The following is a 19,206-nucleotide window of genomic DNA, read 5'->3' as shown; positions in this document are numbered from 1 at the left end:
AATACATTGCACGAGATTGAGCCCACTATTCCGCACGTCCGGGATTGGGCTTTGTTTCAAAAGTCTAATAAATCAAATTAAAAAAGTCTGATGCAGCACCTGCACATCCCGTTCAATAAACGGGGGCGGGTAATCGAAGAAGGAATCAACTGTAAATTCAGTGACTTCAAAAATATTTAAATAAGAATATGAAAATGAGACAACAAACACTTGATGTTCGAAGGTAAGGTGATCCAAAGAGAGCTTTAGATCGTCCTGTCCCTCTTTAAGAACCTGCTTGTCTGTGCAACAAGATTTTTCTGAAAGTGCCGGGTTTTCACAACTAAAAGTAGCCTGAGCTTTTTCCATTCCACAAGTTTTCACTTTCTGAATAAATGAAAAATCTACCAAAGAATCTCCACAATAATGCATGTCAATGGTAAAGGACATTGTTGAGAATAAAACAACAACGGCCATTAGAATGGATAATACTTTATGAAAGACCTTTTTCATCAACGTAAAAGTACAAATTTTTCAAGGGTATTGTCGAAATTAACAGAATTTTAATTGTTTGACCAATTCATCTTCTGCAATCTCACAGCATTCAAAATTGCCAACAAGGCCACACCAACGTCAGCAAAAACGGCCTCCCACATTGTTGCCAATCCGCCTGCTCCCAGAACCAAAACCACAGCTTTTACACCAAACGCCAAACCAATATTCTGCCAAACAATTTTTCGGGTAGAATTTCCAATTTTTATGGCTCTTGTAATTTTGCTGGGTTGGTCTGTTTGGATGATAACATCTGCCGTTTCTATGGCCACATCACTACCCAAGCCACCCATTGCGATACCCACATCGCTTGCGGCCAAAACTGGCGCATCGTTGATGCCGTCGCCAATAAAGGCTACTTTATTATCGGATCCTGTCATCAGTTTTTCGACTTCATTCAACTTATCCTCTGGTAATAGACCACCTTTTGCCCAATCCACACCCATTTCTTTGGCGACTTGTTGGGTAATGGAATCTTTATCGCCCGAAAGCATAATGATTTTAGAAATTCCGGATTCGCGGATTTGTGCAATGGCTTCGTAGGCATCATCCTTTAATTCGTCTGCAATAATTACATAGCCTACGAATTTGCCCTCAATGGAAACCATTACGATAGATTCCACAATATCGTCAGTCTCAGGAGGAACTTCGATACCATTCGAAGTCATTAATGCTTTGTTGCCCACCAATACGGTTTTACCTTTTATTGTTCCCTTTAGACCTTTTCCTGCAACTTCATTGACGTTGGTAGCCTCCAAATCCTCGCCTTCGGCTTTATATTCCATAATGGCCTTGGCAATGGGGTGGGTGGATTGCTCTTCCATCGCCATCAGGTACTTCATAAATTCAGGTTCTTCCCAATCAATGGCTTTTATGTCCTTGATCTTGAAAACACCTTTGGTCACCGTCCCCGTTTTGTCCATAACAACCGTTGTTATTTTGGTCATTTCATCCAAATAGGAAGCACCTTTAAACAGAATGCCATTTTTTGAAGCTGCTCCCAACCCCCCAAAATAGCCCAATGGTATTGAAATGACCAACGCACATGGACAGGAAATAACCAGGAAAATCAATGCTCTGTATAGCCAATCGTTAAAGACATAGTTGTCCACAAAAAAGAAAGGTAAAAACGTCAAACCAATTGCCAAGAAAACCACAATTGGTGTATAGATTCTTGCAAACTTTCTGATGAACAATTCGGTTTTTGATTTTCGGGCGGTTGCATTCTGCACCATATCGAGGATTCGGGCAATAGAACTGTCCTTAAATTCTTTGGTAGTTTCAATTTCAACAACACCTTCCAAATTGAGGCTTCCCGCAAACACTTTTTCGCCCTTGGCAATAGTATCGGGTTTGCTTTCTCCTGTTAGGGCCGCCGTGTTAAATGAGCCTTTTTCGGACAACAAAATACCATCCAAAGGGATTTTTTCGCCCACACGGATTTGCACCTTTTCGCCAATTTCAACGGTTTCGGGATTTACAGATACATAATCATTGTTCCGATATACCAAGGCCTCATTGGGACGCACATCGAGCAATGCCTTTATATTTTTTTTTGCCTTGTTGATTGCAGCATTCTGAAAAAGCTCGCCAACGGCATAAAACAACATAACGGCAACACCTTCGGGATATTCACCAATGGCGAATGCGCCAATGGTAGCAATAGACATCAACAGAAATTCCGTAAAGAAATCGCCTTTTACAATGCTGTTCCAGCCTTCTCTGATTACTGGAAATCCAACAGGAAGGTATGCCACGACATACCAAACGATGCGTATCCAACCCGAAAAGTAGGGGAAGGATTCAAAATAATCGAACGCAATGCCTGCGATAAGCATTACAAAACTGAAAATTGCTGGCAAATAGGTTCTAAACTTGCCAAGGTTTTCGGGATTGCTGTGATTGTGGCCATTCGAGTCGGAATGTTGGCCTTGATGTTCTTTTGGGTCTAAATCCCGAAGGTTTCTTTTTTGTTTTATCATTGATTCAATTTTATTGTGCTATCCATTTTTTAGCTGCTTCTTTTTCTCTTAAATCGAAGTATTTCACTTCAGAGCTAGAAAAGAAATCGGTAGCCTTTGCGACCCATTCCTGCCATTTCTTATCGCCCACAAAAGCCATTTTTCCATAATCGGAAATGTGTGCGCTATCTACTTTAATATCTTCCCAAAAGCCTTGTAACGTATAACCTTCAAAATCGTGAATATCAAAATAGAAATCCACTTTATTACCCTTTTCGATAATAATATGGATGAGCGAATGTATTTTTTCTACATCTGTTTTTGAGATTATACCGCTTATTTTAGCGGAAATCAAATTATCTTTTTCACTTTCAATAATTTTTATCATCGTTTTCATTTTTAAAACCTCAAAATTAATTTACTGGAAAGATAGGTGCAACGGAAGTGCATTTATTGTCCACTACACTTTTCGCAAATACCTTTAATCACTAAGTTTGCATTCTCAGCTATATATCCATCAGGTAGATTAACCTGAGGTATCTTATGTTCTGTGAGGCATACTGTTTCATCGCAGTTGTTGCAATGAAAATGTAAGTGTAAATCTTGTTCAATTTCACAATTGCACCCAGGTTCACAAAGTGCATATTTTGAAATATTAGTGCCATCGTCAATTTGATGCACGATTCCTCTTTCTTCAAAAGTTTTTAAGGTCCGGTACAGAGTAGTTCTGTCAGCTTTCGTGAAAGCGTTCTCAATGTCCGTTAATGCAACTGCAATTTCTTTCTCGGCCATATACTTATAAATCAAAATGCGCATTGCCGTAGGACGTACATTTTTATTTTTCAATGTATTTTCTATTTCCTTCATATTATTATGATTTTAATCGGTATTAATGGCTGTGTTCCGCTTCGCCTTTTTTCATTTCGGCCATCAAATAATACGCATTGTTCAAGGCATATTTGGCATTCTTTCTTTGTTCCGTTAGAAAATCAATGGGAACCCATTCCCCATCTTGAGCCCCCTTTATTACTTCGTTAGGTGTAAAAGCCCAATCATTTCCTTCCTTTTTAGCCGAAAACACAAAAAATCGGTTGCCGTCAGCGGCTATGGCACTTTCGGGTATAGCCAATTTCTTATTGTTTTCCGTTTGGATGCGTCCCTGAATGTACATTCCGGGTATCAAGTTGCCTTCCTTATTCTCAATTTCTGCGTGAACATGTATCGCTTTTGGGTTCTGCTCAAAAGTCTTTCCAACGGAATAGATTTCAGCGGTAAGTTCCTTCCCTGGAATGGATTGAACATTAAAAACGACTTTTTGCCCTACCTTGACCATAAAGACATCTTTTTCAAAAACCATAAGATCTGCGTGAACGTGATGGGTATCCACGATATCCATTAGGTCGGTCTGTGGTTCTACAAACTGCCCTGTTTTGACCTCAACCTTTTGAACAAATCCTTCAATGGGACTTTGCAGTGCAACACGCTGGTATATCGTTCCATTTCTTACGCCCGATGCACTAACGTTTAGTTGTTGAAGTTGGGCTTCAAGACCTTTCACCAAACTTCGGGATGCTTCATATTCGGCTTCTGCCTTTTGAAAATTTGCGCCACTTCCTATGCCTGCATCATAGAGGGTTTTTTGTCGTTCAAATTCTTTCTTTAGAAATTGACTATTACTGAAGGCATTTAGGTAATCCGTCTGTTTCTCGATGATGTTGGGATGTGAGAGGTAAGCGACCGTTTGCCCTTTATTGACTTTATCACCCTCGATAACCTCGATGGAAACTACATTTGCACCTACTACTGTTGTAATTGTTGCCTCGTTCTGCGGTGGGACTTCTAACTGACCATTGGCCTCTACATATCCGCTCATATTTCTTTTTTGTAAGGTGTCGACCTTCATTTGTAATGCATCGAACTGTTTGGCAGTAAGCACCACCTCTTCAGCTTCGCCTTCGGTGTGAGATTTTTCCGTTTCAGGATTTCCCTCATTGTTTTCTACTGACTTTAATAAAGAGTCTCTACATGAGGTCAACCCTAAGAGCATAGCCAGTAAGCCGATGACTGTGTATTTAGATAGATTTTTCATTATTGTTTGAAATATTGTAGTTCGAAAACTGATTTTAGATAATTGTTGAGCGCATCCAGTGCATCCATTTCGGTATTTATGGCATCCCTTATTATTTGTGTAAATGCTACATAGTCCACCGCGCCTTCCTTGTAAGCAAGGAGCGCACCCTTACGTTGCTCTTTGGCGAGCGGCAACACTTTATCCCTATAAAATTGCCAGGATACTTTCCATTTTTGATAAGATCGTAGGGCCTGCTGATATTCGGATTGCAATTGGAGTTGTGTATAATTAGCATTTGTCTGTGCGATTTCACTATCGATTTGGGCAGCTTTTGCCTGGCTGCGCTCTGCACCGGAAAATAACGGCATGGAAATACCTACCTGATAACTATAAAAACCGGTATTACCGTTTACTCTTTGAAGCCCGCCTTGGAGATTGAACTTAGGAAGCAAATCAGCACGAGCTGCTTTATAATTAGCTTCAGCCTCATCAACGCGCTTTTGCCAAAGTTTCAGTTCGGGATGATTTTCTACTGATGTGGGTATGCCCAATATAGCAACTTCACTTTCATTAATCGATTTAGGAACAGTATAGAAAATGTCTGAAACCAGCCAAAGATTGAGTCTTTGAAGGGCAATGGCGTAATCGCTTTCTGCTTGTTGCAATAGGTTACTGATTTGCAAGGCTTGATTGGTAGCAGACGAATATTCCAATCGGGAAATGGCTTCTACCTCATATTTGAGTTCAATGGCTTTTTCAAATTGTGAATAGATAGAATCCAGTTCTCGGTACAATTCAAATTTTTGCCGTTGCTGATAGGCTTGCGACCAAGCCTTCTTAACTTCCTGCTCTACTTGACGTTCGGAAAAGGTAAATGCTGTTTCAGCCAATGCGATACGTTGCTTTTGCAGACGCTTTTTAGCACCAATACCGAATAAATCCATATTCTGTTGCCCTAAACCAACGATAGTATAAATACCCTGACCATCCGAAATTTCCTCGCCACCCGTAAATACTTGGGTGTAACCAAAATCGTAAGCTGTGCCCTTGAGAGCAGTTTGTTTTTGGATTTCCATTTGTTTCGATTTTAGGAGCGGGTAATTTTTCTTAGAAATTTCTACTGATTCTTCCAATGAAATAATTGGCAAGGAAACATTTTGTTCATCCTGTTGTGCTTTAACAAGATTCGATGTGAATAATAAACAAATTACCAGAGTGGCCAGACCGAATTTTGGATTGAGTTTTACTTTTCGTTCCGAACGTTTTTCAACCCATTGATAAAATATTGGAAGAATAAAGAGTGTCAAGAGAGTTGAAGTTATCAATCCGCCAATAACTACAGTAGCCAATGGTCTTTGTACTTCCGCACCTGCTGATGCTGAAATGGCCATAGGCAGAAAACCCAAAATATCGGTCAAGGCCGTTAACATAATTGGGCGTATTCTTCGTTTTGTTCCTTCCACGATACGGTCTTTTAAGTTAGACACACCTTCTTCTTTCAGTTCATTTAGACCGCTAATCATTACCAATCCATTCAGTACCGCTACTCCAAAAAGAACGATGAAACCGACTCCGGCGGAAATACTAAACGGCATATCTCTGAACCATAAAGCGAATACACCGCCAATGGTCGCCATTGGGATCGCAAGGTAAATCATCAGGGTTTGCGGAATAGATTTCAAGGCGAAATAAATTAAAATAAAAATGAGCAATAATGCTATCGGGACAACGGTCTGTAATTTATTGCTGGCACGCTCAAGGTTTTCAAAGGCACCACCATAACGAATGTAGTATCCAGGAGGTAATTCCAATTGGTCATTCAATTTATCCTTAATTTCTTCTACTACCGATTTAACATCACGGTCGCGAATATTGATTCCTACATACGTTCGTCTATTTGTATTGTCTCTGCTTATTTGCATTGGACCGGGTTCGTAACTTACAGTTGCAATTTCCCTTAATGGGATTTGTGAACGATTAGGCAAATTGATGAAAAGGTTTTGGATATCGTCAATGCTTGCCCGGTTTTCTTTTTGAAGTCTTACCACAAGGTCAAATCGCTTTTCACCTTCGAAAATAACTCCTGCTTTACCACCTGCAAAAGCAGCCTGTACCACTCTATTGAGTTGGTTAATTTCCAGACCGTATTGCGCTAGTTTATTTCGGTTGTAATCAATAGTTATTTGAGGTAAGCCATCTGTTGCCTCTACTTTCATATCCGCAACACCCGGAACGGTTGCAATGATTTTACCCATTTCTTCCGCTATGCTTGCCAATACGTCCAAATCTTCCCCAAACAGTTTGATAGCAACATCTTCACGTACTCCCGTAAGAAGTTCGTTAAAACGCATTTCGATAGGTTGAGTAAATTCAAAATTAACCCCGGGAATAATGCTTATGGCTTCCTTCATTTTCTCCACCAATTCATCTTTACTTTCAGCAGATGTCCATTCTTCACTTGGTTTTAAAATAACGAATACATCGGCAATATCCATTGGCATTGGGTCGGTAGGCACATCTGCCACACCAATTCTACTGATGATAGTTTCTACTTCTGGAAATTCCGCCTTAACTACGCGCTCTATTTTTGTTGTAGTTTCTATAGTTTCTGAAAGCGAACTACCAGGTTTTAAGATGGCATGAAATGCTATATCACCTTCATCCAATTGTGGGATGAACTCACCGCCCATTTTGGTAAAGGCAAAAATGGCAACAGCAAAAAGGGCAATGGCGATACCTATTACCATCTTTCCTTTTGAGAGCGATTTGCTTAACAGCGGTTTGTATTTTCTTTCAATCCAATGGATAAACTTATCGCCGTAAGATTTTTTTGCGGATTTTGGCGGTCTTAGGAATAAAGCTGAAATCATAGGAACATAAGTCAGGCAAAGTAACATTGCACCAATCATCGCAAATATGAATGTTAAAGCCATAGGCTGAAACATCTTGCCTTCAACACCTTCGAGTGCCAGAATAGGAAGGAATACAATTAGGATAATAAGCTGGCCAAAGAAAGCGGCGTTCATCATCTTTTTGGAAGCCTTTGCAGCGATTTCGTCCCTCGTTTCAGAACTTACCGCTTTCTTTTTGACAACATAAGAATACATCAGGAAAACCGTGCTTTCTACAATAATTACTGCACCGTCCACAATGATTCCGAAGTCAATTGCCCCCAAACTCATCAGGTTTGCCCAAACATCAAAAACGTTCATTAATATGAATGCAAACAATAGCGATAGGGGAATTGTGGATGCAACAATGAGACCGCCACGCCAATTTCCTAAGAGCAAAACCAAAACAAAGATTACGATTAAGCCACCTTCTAAGAGGTTTCCGGTTACCGTTCCCGTAGTTTCCGCAATCAATTCGCTACGGTCAAGGAAAGGTTTGATATTCACACCTTCCGGAAGAGATTGTTGAATCTGTTTCATCCGATGGGTCACGTTTTCGATAACTTCGTTGGAATTTGCGCCTTTTAGCATCAAAATCATTCCACCAACAGCTTCACCCTTACCATCTTTGGTCAGCGCACCGTAGCGAACGGTACTTCCAGTATTCACGTTCCCCACATCTTTAATTTTGATAGGAATTCCATTTACCGTTTTGACCACAATATTTTCGATATCCGAAACTGATCTTGCCAAACCTTCTCCACGTATAAAATTAGCTTGATGATTACGCTCGATATAGGCACCGCCCGTATTTTGGTTGTTATTTTCCAAGGCGGAAAATATTTCAGATATTGAAATTCCAATGGCATGAAGTTCGTCAGGATCAACGGCTACTTCATATTGTTTTATATTTCCACCAAAAGCATTTACTTCCACAACGCCAGCAACCATTGCCATTTGTCTGCGTACAATCCAGTCTTGAATGGTTCGTAGGTCTGTTACTGTGAATTCACTCTGGTAATCATCATCGACTTCAAGGGTGTATTGATAAATTTCGCCCAGTCCCGTTGAAATCGGCCCCATTGCTGGTTCACCAAACCCCATAGGTATTTGTTCCTGTACTTCTGTGAGCTTTTCAGCCACAAGCTGTCTGGGTAGAAATGTTCCTACATCATCGTCAAATACAATGGTTACAACAGAGAGTCCAAAGCGGGAAACAGATCGAATTTCCTTTACATTAGGCAAGTTACTCATTGCTACCTCAATGGGGTAGGTCACAAATTGTTCTATATCCTCTGTTCCTAGGTTAGGAGATTGAGTGATGACCTGTACCTGATTGTTGGTGATGTCCGGTACGGCGTCAACGGGAACTTGGGTCATGCTATAGATACCCGCACCGATTAGTGCCAAGGTTAGCAGACCGATAATAAATTTGTTATTGATTGAAAAATCAATGATTCTATTGATCATAGATAAGGGTGTTAATTCAGTTTAAATTCACCTTGAGTGGATTACAGAAATGCATCGCACTATATTGACATATCGAAAATATAGACACGTCAAGACAGGATATAGCTATCCTTTGAAGAACTAAATTATGCCCTTGGTGGCTGTAAAATGGAGCCTGTAAAACCCTTTACTGTATTGTTGAAGAAAAGAAAATCATTAGTGGAAAATTGATCTATATCCAATTTAAGATCTGTAAATTGTAAATAAGTTGCATTGATATGGCAACATTGACAAATACAAAAAGGAGAACATAAATCCGAATTTTGGTGATTATGGTTATCACCAGTAGACTGTGAAATCTCTGTTTTCACCTCATTGTCAAGCACAGTATTATCTTCACAAGGAGCTAAATTAAGCGTGAAAATATAAATTGATAATATGAAGGCTGTAAATTTCACTGACACAAAGATATAAATTATTTAATGCAATGGTTGTGCAAAGTTGTCTCATATTCTGCGGTTTAATTTAGGTCTTATTAAATTGAATAGAAATAACTGCTTTGAGTTAGAGTTGGCATCGTTACCAAAATTTTTATGATTAGGACGCTTTTATAGCAAAAATAGCAACGGTATTAACGAAAGCTAGCGCAGTCGTTGGACGACTCTATAGGCAAGGGGCAAAAACAACATAAAGTTTTGTGGTGAGCAGCGTGAAGAACTGCGTTCGAATTAGCAGCATTGGTGTCGACGCAATCGAGTTTTGTTGGGGTTAAAAGTAATTAATTGTGAGAATACTAACACATATAAAAACTAACCATTTTCATTATAAGGTGTTATAAAACGTTTTTATCGCCTTGGTTTAGGTGGCAGTGGTTTTGGTGGTTTTGGTGAACCTGGTGGTTGTCCTAATTCTCTTCCTGGGGGTGGTGGTGGCGGAGGAGGGGGTTTTTGATTTGCCATATTGTTACCTAATTAGAATTAATAATGCTGTTATAGCTAGTAAGATAATGGAAAGAATCAATATTTTTCTCGATCTATAAAAATCTTTTATTCGCACATCATTCACAAGTTGATTGTGGGTTCCAAATTCGATGTAATAATTTAATAAATTTTTCTGAAACTCTTCATCTGCATCTTTAAGAGCTTTTTTATTAGGCTTATCAATATCTGTCTGCTTATAAAAATTTAGATAATGATGATAAAGTTCATTCTCACGATTTATAAGGTCTAATGAACAAGGCAAGTATCTGTATTTGCGAAATCTATTTAAGTACATTCTTGAAAGTAATATTATTGCACCGAAAATTGACAATAGAAAAAGTATTCCGCCAATAATAATCAGAATTGATAAAATATTTTCATCTTGATATTCAACAATTTCCTTTTGAAAAAGGTAAAACCCACCACCAATTAATAAAGTTAAAAGGGTAGTTGGAAAACTAATGGAACTATCAATTTCACTTTTTCTTTTCAATTCACTTAAATGAATTTCTTTATAAAATTGAAGTTGGTTTTTCAATTTTCATTTTTTAAAAAATACGACTAATCACCTTTCTTATGCTTATGAGGTTTTAGTGATGGTGTATTTTTGGGTGTTGATTTATTATCTCGTTGGCGTCTGTCTGGTTTACCCGTTGATTTCGCTGTTCTTTTTGGTCCTGGCTTAATACCCATTAGGTTTAGTTTAAATATTATTCCAGATAAAAATAATTTTATTTAACCGAATAACCGAAATTTTCTATCAAAATGTTATTCATTGTTTGATACAGTCATTTTTTATATTCATTTTCTTTCCAATAACTTTCGGACACAGGTTTTTTTGTACTAGTATCTTTATCGAGATTAAATATATGTCCATCATTTTGTTTTGGGTTTAATTCCATATGTTTCTTTAGGCTAAATAAAATATCTGTAATCTTCTCTACAACTTGATTAATTATCCAAAAACTTGCATATACATCAGTAATATTATTTGACTTATTTAATTCCCGAAAATGATTAAACTCTTTAATTAGATTATTCCCAATGAAAAATTTTGGAATAAATTCTAATTTGGTTTGACCAAAAGACATTGTAATTGAGTATTTATTTTGGTCAGATTTTTTATGAATTACATGGGAACGATGATTATATAATTTACCCACAAACTCTCTGTCAATTTCGGTTATTGGATTTGCTATTTCTGTTGTAGAAAATATATTTTTTTTATCTCTAACTGACCTTGCAAGTTGAGTCCACTTTAGTTTATCGCTCTTTTTTGCTCCGCAAATGTAGTTACATAAAACGGCTAAGTAGTCAAAAGATGAAACTGCGTGATAGACAATACTGTCAAAAATTGATGATACTTCTTTCCCATAGTGTTCGTAAAGTGGATTTGCTCCAAAATATTGTCGGCTAAAATAGCTTGGGTCTTTTTTAAATCTTTCGTGAAGTCTATGTTTAATTTCAATATGATGTTTTAATAATAATTCGATGTGAAATTTTGAACAAAAAAGGCGAAACGAAATGTCGTCTCTCAATTGGTATATTTCATTCTCTCCCCAAGAACTATCTATATAGTATTTATAATCCATTGCGATAGCTAGAAATCTGTTTTGAAGCAATTCAAATCGGTCGTTCAGAGATATAAATTCCTTGTTCCAATCTTCTATATCGATTATTCCCTTTTCGTTCATTTCATACTTGTACTTAACGGTTTGGTATAATACTCGTGCCGCGATTAGTAGCCGAATCGGACGTGCCAAAAATTTGCGGTAGCAAATGTTGAAAGTCACGCCAACGGCGTGACGTGCGATCCAGCACCATGGGATGAGCCGCCTCTGCTATTTATTGAAACCTTTTTATTTCAATTAAATGTAATAATAATTTTCTTACTTATTGAGTAATTGGCATTAGCCATTGCTATTTCTAGTGAGCTAGTATTTTCCAAAATCCGAATTAGTAATATTTATTTTGGGAGATTCCATTGCTGCTAATATTGGATTGTATTTTTCTTTATTAAGGTTTTTAGCTTTATTCTGTAAATCATGTAAAATTTCGATAATTTTATTTTTATCATTTTTTCGGTCGGGATCATAAAGTTTGTGTGGATTTAGGATCAAATAGCCATCTATATCTTTATAAACACAATCAAGAATAAAATCGTTCCAGAATGTTTTATATTGTTTGGCAATATTAGCCAGTTCTCGATTAAAGGAAGAAGATATGATAACCCTTGACGATTTAGCTTGTGTAGACTCAAGTTTGTAGGCTGTTATAAATGCTGGGCCTATTATTTCTTTACTATCCCAATAAATTTCACCCCAGTCAACAGCCCCTCTAATTGTGTAACCGGACTCTAACGAATTTCTCCATATTACAGCTATAGTTTCAAAAAAGGTAATAGTTCCCAAAACCAAGTCACCATATACTAGGTTATTATTGTTAAAACCAAATGAAACAACTATGCTATCAGATATTGTTTGAATTCTACATTTATAAATTCTTTCAAAAGATTTATCCAATTTAACTTTTGGTGCATTTTTATCTGATTGAACTGGTATATTCTTTTTTAAATTTAGTATTTTTTTTAACGGGTCATTTTTAGGATCATTCCAGTTAGAGAGTATTTCTTCGGAAAAGCCCAGAATATCTATGAAGGCTACAAGTCCTTCGCCTTTATGATTATCTATATTACCTAGAATATTTTTCCTCATTACACAAAACTTCTAATATATCAAAATATGTGTATATCCGGATATTATTAGCTAATTAAAGTTTAAAATAGGAGAGTTAGTTGTAAATATGGAAATAAAATCGGGATAACAAATTAGAAATAATTATGCCCCTAAATATGCCCCTAAAATTAAAACAGCTCATAATCATTAAGATTATGAGCTGTTACGCGGAGAAAGAGGGATTCGAACCCCCGGAGGTGTGACCCTCAACAGTTTTCAAGACTGCCGCATTCGACCACTCTGCCATTTCTCCATTAGCGAGTGCAAATATACTATGCTTTTTCGTTCTATAAAAGCAAATTTTGAACAATTAATAATCAATTTTTATAACAAGCTACTTATGGCAAATTTTCTTTAAGTTTGAATTACTCGAAAATATCAATTACCACGGAAATCATTTAAAAATCTTTCCGCTTTGCGATTCGCCAAATAAATAATATCGGTACCACGACCCAAAGCATCAGTATCCCTGAAGAAAGTACTAAACCGAAACTGGTTCCAAAGAACTTTTGAAAAACTGCACCGGTATACCCAAGCAAAGCTGAAATATCAAGTTTTAAAAGAATTAGTACCCGAGACAGATCAATAGGATTGAGCATGGTTGCCAAAAGCGAGAATTTATCTAAAGGATACGCCTCGAAATAGAGCAAAGACATTAAGAAGATGCCGTCATAAATTACAGCCATAAACAGCCAAAGTAAAATAGCGTAACCAAAACCTTTAATTCTATTTTCATTGGAAAGTGCTATCAAAAAAGCCAACGCTGTAAAAGCAAAGGTTAGAAACGTACCGGTGACCAATAGAAGTGAAAAATCCCAAATAGCACCACTATTAAAAATACCATAAAAAATAAAAGGAATTCCAAGACCAATGACCAAACTTAATGAAAGTGAAGTGGCTACGCCAAAATATTGCCCTAAAAAGATAGCACTCCGTTTTACGGGTTGCGCTAGGAGTAGCTCGGTAAACTCACGGGAATTGTAATAATACATAACCCCAAAAATAGTCCCTATGAGCGGCACCAAAATAATGATTACATTCATTAGAGTTATTACAGCTTTGGAGAGATCATTGTTTAAAAACAAGAGTACAAGGCCCAATAGAAGATAGAACAAAAAGTAGACGTACGTCCATCTGCTGCGCATTAAATCATAACAACCGTATTTTAATATTTTAAGCATAACTTGAGGTTAGAATGGAGGCTATTGCTCGTTCAAAATCGGGTTGGGCTGTTGTCTTTTTCAGGTCTGAAATACTTCCTTTGAAATGGATTTTTCCTTCAAGAAGAAATACAATTTCATCAGAAATTTCTTCCACAAAACTTAATATGTGAGAGGTGATAAGGATGGTTTTTCCCTTATCTTTTTCTAATTTGATCAGGTTTTTTAAACGCAAATGTGAAATCGGGTCTAAGCCGTTAGTAGGCTCGTCCAAGATCAACAACGGACTGTCAAACATAAAGGCAAGTACCACATTCACCTTTTGCTTCGTTCCACCGGAAAGATTTCCCAATTTTTTATTCAGAAAAGGATGAAGTTTGAAAAGCCCAATGAGTTCTAGTTCTTTTGTAATATCCGAGTTACGTAAATCCTTAATCATATTTATGAGTTCACTAACTTTCAAGTTTCCCGGAAAATTAGCTATTTGAGGCAAGTAATCTATTTGATTGCGGTATTTGTAATTGTTTTTCAATGCGGCACCTTCAATGGAAATGATTCCAGAATCCGGCAAAACCATACCCAGCATACATTTTATAAGCGTAGTCTTACCTGAGCCATTGGGTCCCAGTATCGAAAAAATACCACCGCGTTCAATAGAAAGGTCAATCCCTTTGAGCACTTCATTTTTCCCGAACCTTTTATATAAATTACTAACTTCTATCATGATTTATTTTTTTCATATTTGGTTGTTCATCCACCAAATAGTCTGGAGTAAACACAGGCGAGACTTTTTCCGAAATATCTATAATGTCTATAAACAAGCTGCGCAATAAAATAATAGTCTCGGGAGTTCGGTTTACGATATAAGAAAATAGTTTTACAGGACGGTATGGTACGTCGCCAATCCCGTTTTTATCAAGATCATATCCCGCATAATTGCTCCAAAAGTTATTAATAAAAACATTGTTGTTCATTCCACTGTTATATGAAATGTCGAATGAGTTATGTAGGAAATTATTTTGTTCAAACGAGTTAGCATAACAGGCTCCACGAACCTTTATGGCCCATCCGTTACGTATAAAATCGTTGTTACAATACACTATTCTGTTTGTACCTTCAATATTAATACCGACGGTGTTTTCCTCAAAGGTATTTCCTAAGATTTCGGCATCGTTTATTTCTTTGAGCAACATTCCGAAAGATGCTGTACCCCAGTTTTTCTTGAACGTATTGTTGTACATTTTTATATCCTTTGAAAACATCACTGCAACTCCGGCCCCATTATTTTCGAAGATATTATTTTGATACATGTCATGATTAGAAAACATAAAATGTAGACCGTAACGTACATTATTAATGCTTAGGTTGTTTTCTATCTTGATATTATCTGAAAATTCGAGATAAATCCCATCACGAACATGTTGCACTATATTTTGATTGACTTTTATATTTTTGCAATGCCAGAGGTGAATTCCATTTCCTGAATTGAATTCTTCAACTGCATCTCCGGTTATTTTGTTACAGGAAAGCCTTCCATCATTGGATTTCTCCAGATAAATTCCAAAAAACAGCTTTTCCAAAATCACATTTTGAATCACAAAATGGTCACTTTTAACCACACGAATTGCGGCATAATCCGTCGTATAACTTGTTCCGACATTTATAATAGTCAAGCCATCAATTGTGACGTTATTTGAATAGACAGTGATAATCTCACCCTGGTCTTCCCCATCTATTATTGAATTATTTTCACCTAAAAGTGTGAGCGGTTTAAGAATTCTAATATTGAACTCTTTATAAGTTCCTTTTTTAACTAAAATAGTATCGTAATCTTCGGCTTGCAATACCGCTTCATTGATGGATTTGTAACCACAATTATCACATACCGTAATAATTTTAGAAAAAGCCGAATGCATAAATAGACCAATAATTAATAGCGGTAATGTTAATTTCAGCTGCATTTTATTTCTTCGGATGAATTATCTGATGATTAAAAATTTAGAATTTCCATTGGCCAACACGTCGTGATTAATCTTTGCAGGAAATTCGAAAATTTGATTTTTTCCTAGGGTATAGCGTTCGCTATTGATATTAAATTTTACATTACCTTCGAGCATTATCAAGAGGGTATTTCTAAGGGAACTGTGCGGAGGGAACGATTGACCTTTTTCCAAAACGATCAATAAGATTTCATATTTTTTTTCTTGCGTCAATTTCACCATGGTAAGACCTATGCACTCGGTATTTTTAATGGTGTTTTTAATTTCAAACATGACTGTATTACTTTCTTAGATGGATTAATAAATCGTTCCAATAATAGAGATTTCCACCAGATTCTCTTTTAGTTTTTTGGGCTGCTTGTTCATTGGCGAATGCAGATAGAAATGCTCCCATCGGACTTGATATCTCTGGACTTATAAGATATATGGCTTTTTTAGCATCAATCAATGTTCCCGGAGCAGTGAAATCTGCTACTACAGTATGAGCATATTCAATTTCTTTATTTACTTCCATGTGGTGAATCATACATTCAATCGCATCAAATTTATATACTTTACCTTTGTTGGTTACCAATTGCGAAGCGTGTTGACGATCTACTATGGTCATCTTGCAATAGTCACAACCATCCGTTCCAAATTCAAAAGGCTGTGGGTCGACATTGCATGAAACGACTAGTAGAGTCGTTAATAGTAGTAAAATATGTGCTTTCATCATATTCGAGTTTTCAACTTTCTAGCTTCCTTTTTGCCGACGAAAAAGGCAATTACAGTAAACATCATTCCTGTAAACATCATATAACCACCTGTATGTGGCAATGAATCTACGTCGAAATTTAACATTTTTGCATGGCCAAACAGTGGTGGTTTATAACTCATTGGAGTTCCATCGGGGTTTTGTAACTTCATAATGGCCTGTGGGTCGAGATTCGTTCCGTAATCAGTCAACCAAGCATTGAAATCGTACATCCCCAAGATTCCAAGAACGGACATTACTCCAAACCAACCTATGAACCACCAATGATTTACCTTTCCGAACATACTTAATAATCCTATAAGTACTCCAAGAGTCACCATGATCCCGATTATAATAGGAAATGTGTTAAATTCCCACATATCATCAGGCTTAGGAATGGTTTTCATTCCGATGTAATGATTTAAGCCATCTATATTCTGAATATCGAACTCATTTACCCCTTTAATGCCATGAATGTATATGTCCATTCCCAAAGGTTCTGGATACTGCGGAGCTCCTAACATGATGTTCCACAGAGGGAATTTAAAAAGCCCTAGGAGTAGCAAAGAGCCTACAATCATTAATACTCCACTTTTTTTCATTTCAATTGATTTATTTTTAAAAAATAAGACGGGGGTTATTACATAGCCCCCGTCTTTGTATTCGGAAGCCAATAGCAATGAACTTACAGGTTGCCGAATTCACTAATCACTAATCTTCGCCTAACGACCAACTTAATTCCAGCTTAGAAGAGGCAGGTGAAACTCGAATGTAGCCTTGCATCTCTTGGTGTAATGCCGAACAGAAATCGGTACAATAGAATGGCCATACACCTACTTGTTTTGGTTCCCAAACAGAAGTTTTCGTCTGACCGGGCATAATTAATAATTCTGCTGTGTTTTGCCCTAATATGGCAAAGCCATGGGGAACATCAAAATCTTGCTCGTGATTGGTGATATGGAAATATACTTTATCACCCACCTTTATACCCTCTATATTATCCGGTGTAAAATGACTGCGTATAGTTGACATATAGATATGGACTTCGTTGCCTTTGCGTTCCACTCTTGCTTGATCGGGGCTCAGTACTGCATAAGGGTGTTTGTTTTCATCCAATCTATAGATCTTCTTGGCTTTTGAGGTTAACAAATCTGCAGGACATCCGGCAGCGTAATGCGGTTCTCCGTGAGTAGGAAAGTCATATAATAATTCCATTTTCTCACCTGAGATGTCGTAAATCTGTGCGGAGTGTTCCATTTCTGGACCAACAGGAAGATATCTATCTTTTGTGATTTTATTTAATGCAACTACATATTTACCAAAAGGCTTTCTAGAATTTCCGCCAGGGATCATTAAGTGACCTACGGAGTAATAGGTAGGTTTTCTATCAATAACTTCCCATGTTCCAAGTTTCCATTTCACCACTTCCGAAGAGATAAAAAATGTGGTATAAGCATTTCCATTGCCATCAAACTCGGTGTGCAGGGGACCTAAACCACCACTTTTTACGGATCCAGCAAGCACATCCTCAAATTTAAGAATGGGTATACCGTAAGCTTCACCATCAAACTTTTTGGCCTCAATAGCCGCAAGCATTTTGTCAAATGAATGTACCGTTAAATCTGCAGAAAGTTTGCCATTACCAATAATATACTCTCCTGTAGGATCTACGTCACAACCGTGAGGTGATTTAGGAGTTGGCAGAAAATATACAGCGCCAGGGATATCAAGCGGATTTACCGTGAGAACTTCTTTTTTTATGGTGCTTGTTGCGGTATGTGTAGCTTCATTATAAATGTTGTGTGCATATTTTACCGGAACTTTTGTACCACCACCATTGTTAACAAATTCTTCAACTTTTTTCCAGTTTATGGCTGCTATAAAGTCTTTATCATTCTGTGATGCGTTAACTTCTTGTAATGTATTAGCTTCTTCGGTATTATATGTTGTAAAGAAGAACCAACCGTGAGATTTTCCACGTCCCGGGTGCGAAAGATCGTAATTAAAACCAGGCATTATTATCTGGAATTTTATATCCATATGCCCGTGTTCTGGATCAACGCTTATAAAAGATAAAGCACCTTGAAAATTCCCTTTGTACTCATTAATAGGAATGTCACGTTGAGGTATAGGTACGGAAAAACGAGTTCCTGCCACTACATACTCTGTATTTTCAGTAACAAAGGAAGAACTATGATTACCTGCACTATTGGGAACTTCAATAATTTCTTCAGTTTCGAAAGTGCTTAAATTAATTCTTGCAATTCTTGGAGTGTTGTTTCCATTGATAAAAATCCATCGTCCATCCAATTCTCCGTTGGTTTGTGAAATATCTGGATGGTGAGAATCATCCCAGGGAACAAAACCGTGAGAGGTGTTTAACATAGGTTTTGTTTCCTCAGAATATCCGTATCCAGACGTGGGAAATTGTGAAAAAACAGGAATTTCCTTTAACATTCTTCCGGAAGGCAGACCATAAACGGTCAAATTACCACTGTAACCACCAGACATAAATGCATAAAATTCGTCGTGTTCACCTGGTGCAACATACACTTTCTCAGCAGCGCTGGAATTAAGTGCACCACTAGCGGAATTATTAGTTTTTCCGCAACTAGTAAGAAGGAATGCTGCGCATATTAGCGATACAATGTAATATTTATAAGTTTTCATTTGTGTTGATTTAAGATGAATTTAT

Annotated in this window: 17 protein-coding genes and 1 tRNA gene; all 18 read right to left on the bottom strand. The window is 37.3% G+C overall.

All coding sequences use genetic code 11. The features are described 5' to 3' along the window. Nucleotides 1–72: 72 nt before the first annotated feature. Entirely contained in the window at nt 73–492 is a 420-nt protein-coding gene (locus ALE3EI_RS12905) for an HYC_CC_PP family protein (protein WP_186989313.1), read from the bottom strand. A 50-nt stretch (nt 493–542) separates the two neighbouring features. Beyond that, nucleotides 543–2,513 carry a heavy metal translocating P-type ATPase gene (locus ALE3EI_RS12900; protein ID WP_186989311.1) on the bottom strand — a complete coding sequence of 657 codons (1,971 nt, stop codon included), beginning with the start codon at nt 2,511–2,513 and terminating at the stop codon, nt 543–545. Between the two features lie 10 nt (nt 2,514–2,523). Next, nucleotides 2,524–2,880: a SpoIIAA family protein gene (locus tag ALE3EI_RS12895; RefSeq protein ID WP_186989309.1), complete on the bottom strand. Its 357-nt coding sequence runs from the start codon at nt 2,878–2,880 to the stop codon at nt 2,524–2,526. A 62-nt stretch (nt 2,881–2,942) separates the two neighbouring features. Beyond that, nucleotides 2,943–3,359 (bottom strand): Fur family transcriptional regulator, encoded by a 417-nt coding sequence (locus ALE3EI_RS12890; RefSeq protein WP_186989307.1) that lies wholly within the window; start codon nt 3,357–3,359, stop codon nt 2,943–2,945. 22 nt (nt 3,360–3,381) lie between these two features. After that, on the bottom strand, nt 3,382–4,581 hold the full coding sequence (locus ALE3EI_RS12885; protein WP_186989305.1) for an efflux RND transporter periplasmic adaptor subunit: 1,200 nt from the start codon (nt 4,579–4,581) through the stop codon (nt 3,382–3,384). Beyond that, nucleotides 4,581–8,924, bottom strand: a complete 4,344-nt coding sequence (locus tag ALE3EI_RS12880; RefSeq protein ID WP_186989303.1) for a CusA/CzcA family heavy metal efflux RND transporter — start codon at nt 8,922–8,924, stop codon at nt 4,581–4,583. The genes ALE3EI_RS12885 and ALE3EI_RS12880 overlap by 1 nt, the downstream gene beginning before the upstream one ends. A 125-nt stretch (nt 8,925–9,049) precedes the next feature. Beyond that, nucleotides 9,050–9,361, bottom strand: coding sequence for a DUF6660 family protein (locus ALE3EI_RS13795; protein ID WP_317172960.1), 312 nt, complete (start codon nt 9,359–9,361; stop codon nt 9,050–9,052). A gap of 505 nt (nt 9,362–9,866) precedes the next feature. After that, nucleotides 9,867–10,421 carry a hypothetical protein gene (locus ALE3EI_RS12875; protein ID WP_186989301.1) on the bottom strand — a complete coding sequence of 185 codons (555 nt, stop codon included), beginning with the start codon at nt 10,419–10,421 and terminating at the stop codon, nt 9,867–9,869. Between the two features lie 250 nt (nt 10,422–10,671). Further along, the gene (locus ALE3EI_RS12870; RefSeq protein ID WP_186989299.1) at nt 10,672–11,577 is read right to left on the bottom strand and encodes a hypothetical protein; all 906 of its coding nucleotides are present in this window, start codon (nt 11,575–11,577) and stop codon (nt 10,672–10,674) included. 240 nt (nt 11,578–11,817) lie between these two features. Then, nucleotides 11,818–12,597, bottom strand: a complete 780-nt coding sequence (locus ALE3EI_RS12865; protein ID WP_186989298.1) for a hypothetical protein — start codon at nt 12,595–12,597, stop codon at nt 11,818–11,820. Between the two features lie 189 nt (nt 12,598–12,786). Then, a tRNA-Ser gene (locus ALE3EI_RS12860) sits at nt 12,787–12,871 on the bottom strand. 145 nt (nt 12,872–13,016) lie between these two features. Continuing rightward, on the bottom strand, nt 13,017–13,799 hold the full coding sequence (locus ALE3EI_RS12855) for an ABC transporter permease (protein WP_186989296.1): 783 nt from the start codon (nt 13,797–13,799) through the stop codon (nt 13,017–13,019). Continuing rightward, nucleotides 13,792–14,502, bottom strand: a complete 711-nt coding sequence (locus ALE3EI_RS12850) for an ABC transporter ATP-binding protein (RefSeq protein ID WP_186989294.1) — start codon at nt 14,500–14,502, stop codon at nt 13,792–13,794. Before ALE3EI_RS12850 ends, ALE3EI_RS12855 begins: the two co-directional genes overlap by 8 nt. After that, entirely contained in the window at nt 14,489–15,739 is a 1,251-nt protein-coding gene (locus tag ALE3EI_RS12845) for a nitrous oxide reductase family maturation protein NosD (RefSeq protein ID WP_186989292.1), read from the bottom strand. Before ALE3EI_RS12845 ends, ALE3EI_RS12850 begins: the two co-directional genes overlap by 14 nt. A gap of 18 nt (nt 15,740–15,757) precedes the next feature. Then, a complete protein-coding gene (locus ALE3EI_RS13830) occupies nt 15,758–16,000 on the bottom strand; it encodes a cupin domain-containing protein (protein ID WP_394367156.1) in 243 nt (80 codons plus the stop codon). Nucleotides 16,001–16,058: 58 nt separating this feature from the next. Further along, nucleotides 16,059–16,493 carry a nitrous oxide reductase accessory protein NosL gene (locus ALE3EI_RS12835; protein WP_317172959.1) on the bottom strand — a complete coding sequence of 145 codons (435 nt, stop codon included), beginning with the start codon at nt 16,491–16,493 and terminating at the stop codon, nt 16,059–16,061. Continuing rightward, a complete protein-coding gene (locus tag ALE3EI_RS12830) occupies nt 16,490–17,113 on the bottom strand; it encodes a hypothetical protein (protein ID WP_186989288.1) in 624 nt (207 codons plus the stop codon). The genes ALE3EI_RS12835 and ALE3EI_RS12830 overlap by 4 nt, the downstream gene beginning before the upstream one ends. A 109-nt stretch (nt 17,114–17,222) precedes the next feature. Next, entirely contained in the window at nt 17,223–19,181 is a 1,959-nt protein-coding gene (gene nosZ, locus ALE3EI_RS12825) for a Sec-dependent nitrous-oxide reductase (RefSeq protein ID WP_186989286.1), read from the bottom strand. Between the last annotated feature and the right edge of the window lie 25 nt (nt 19,182–19,206).

This window comes from Constantimarinum furrinae, assembly GCF_014295415.1.
In the GTDB taxonomy this organism is placed as follows: Bacteria; Bacteroidota; Bacteroidia; order Flavobacteriales; family Flavobacteriaceae; genus Constantimarinum; species Constantimarinum furrinae.
This window is presented reverse-complemented; position numbering and strand designations above follow the sequence as displayed.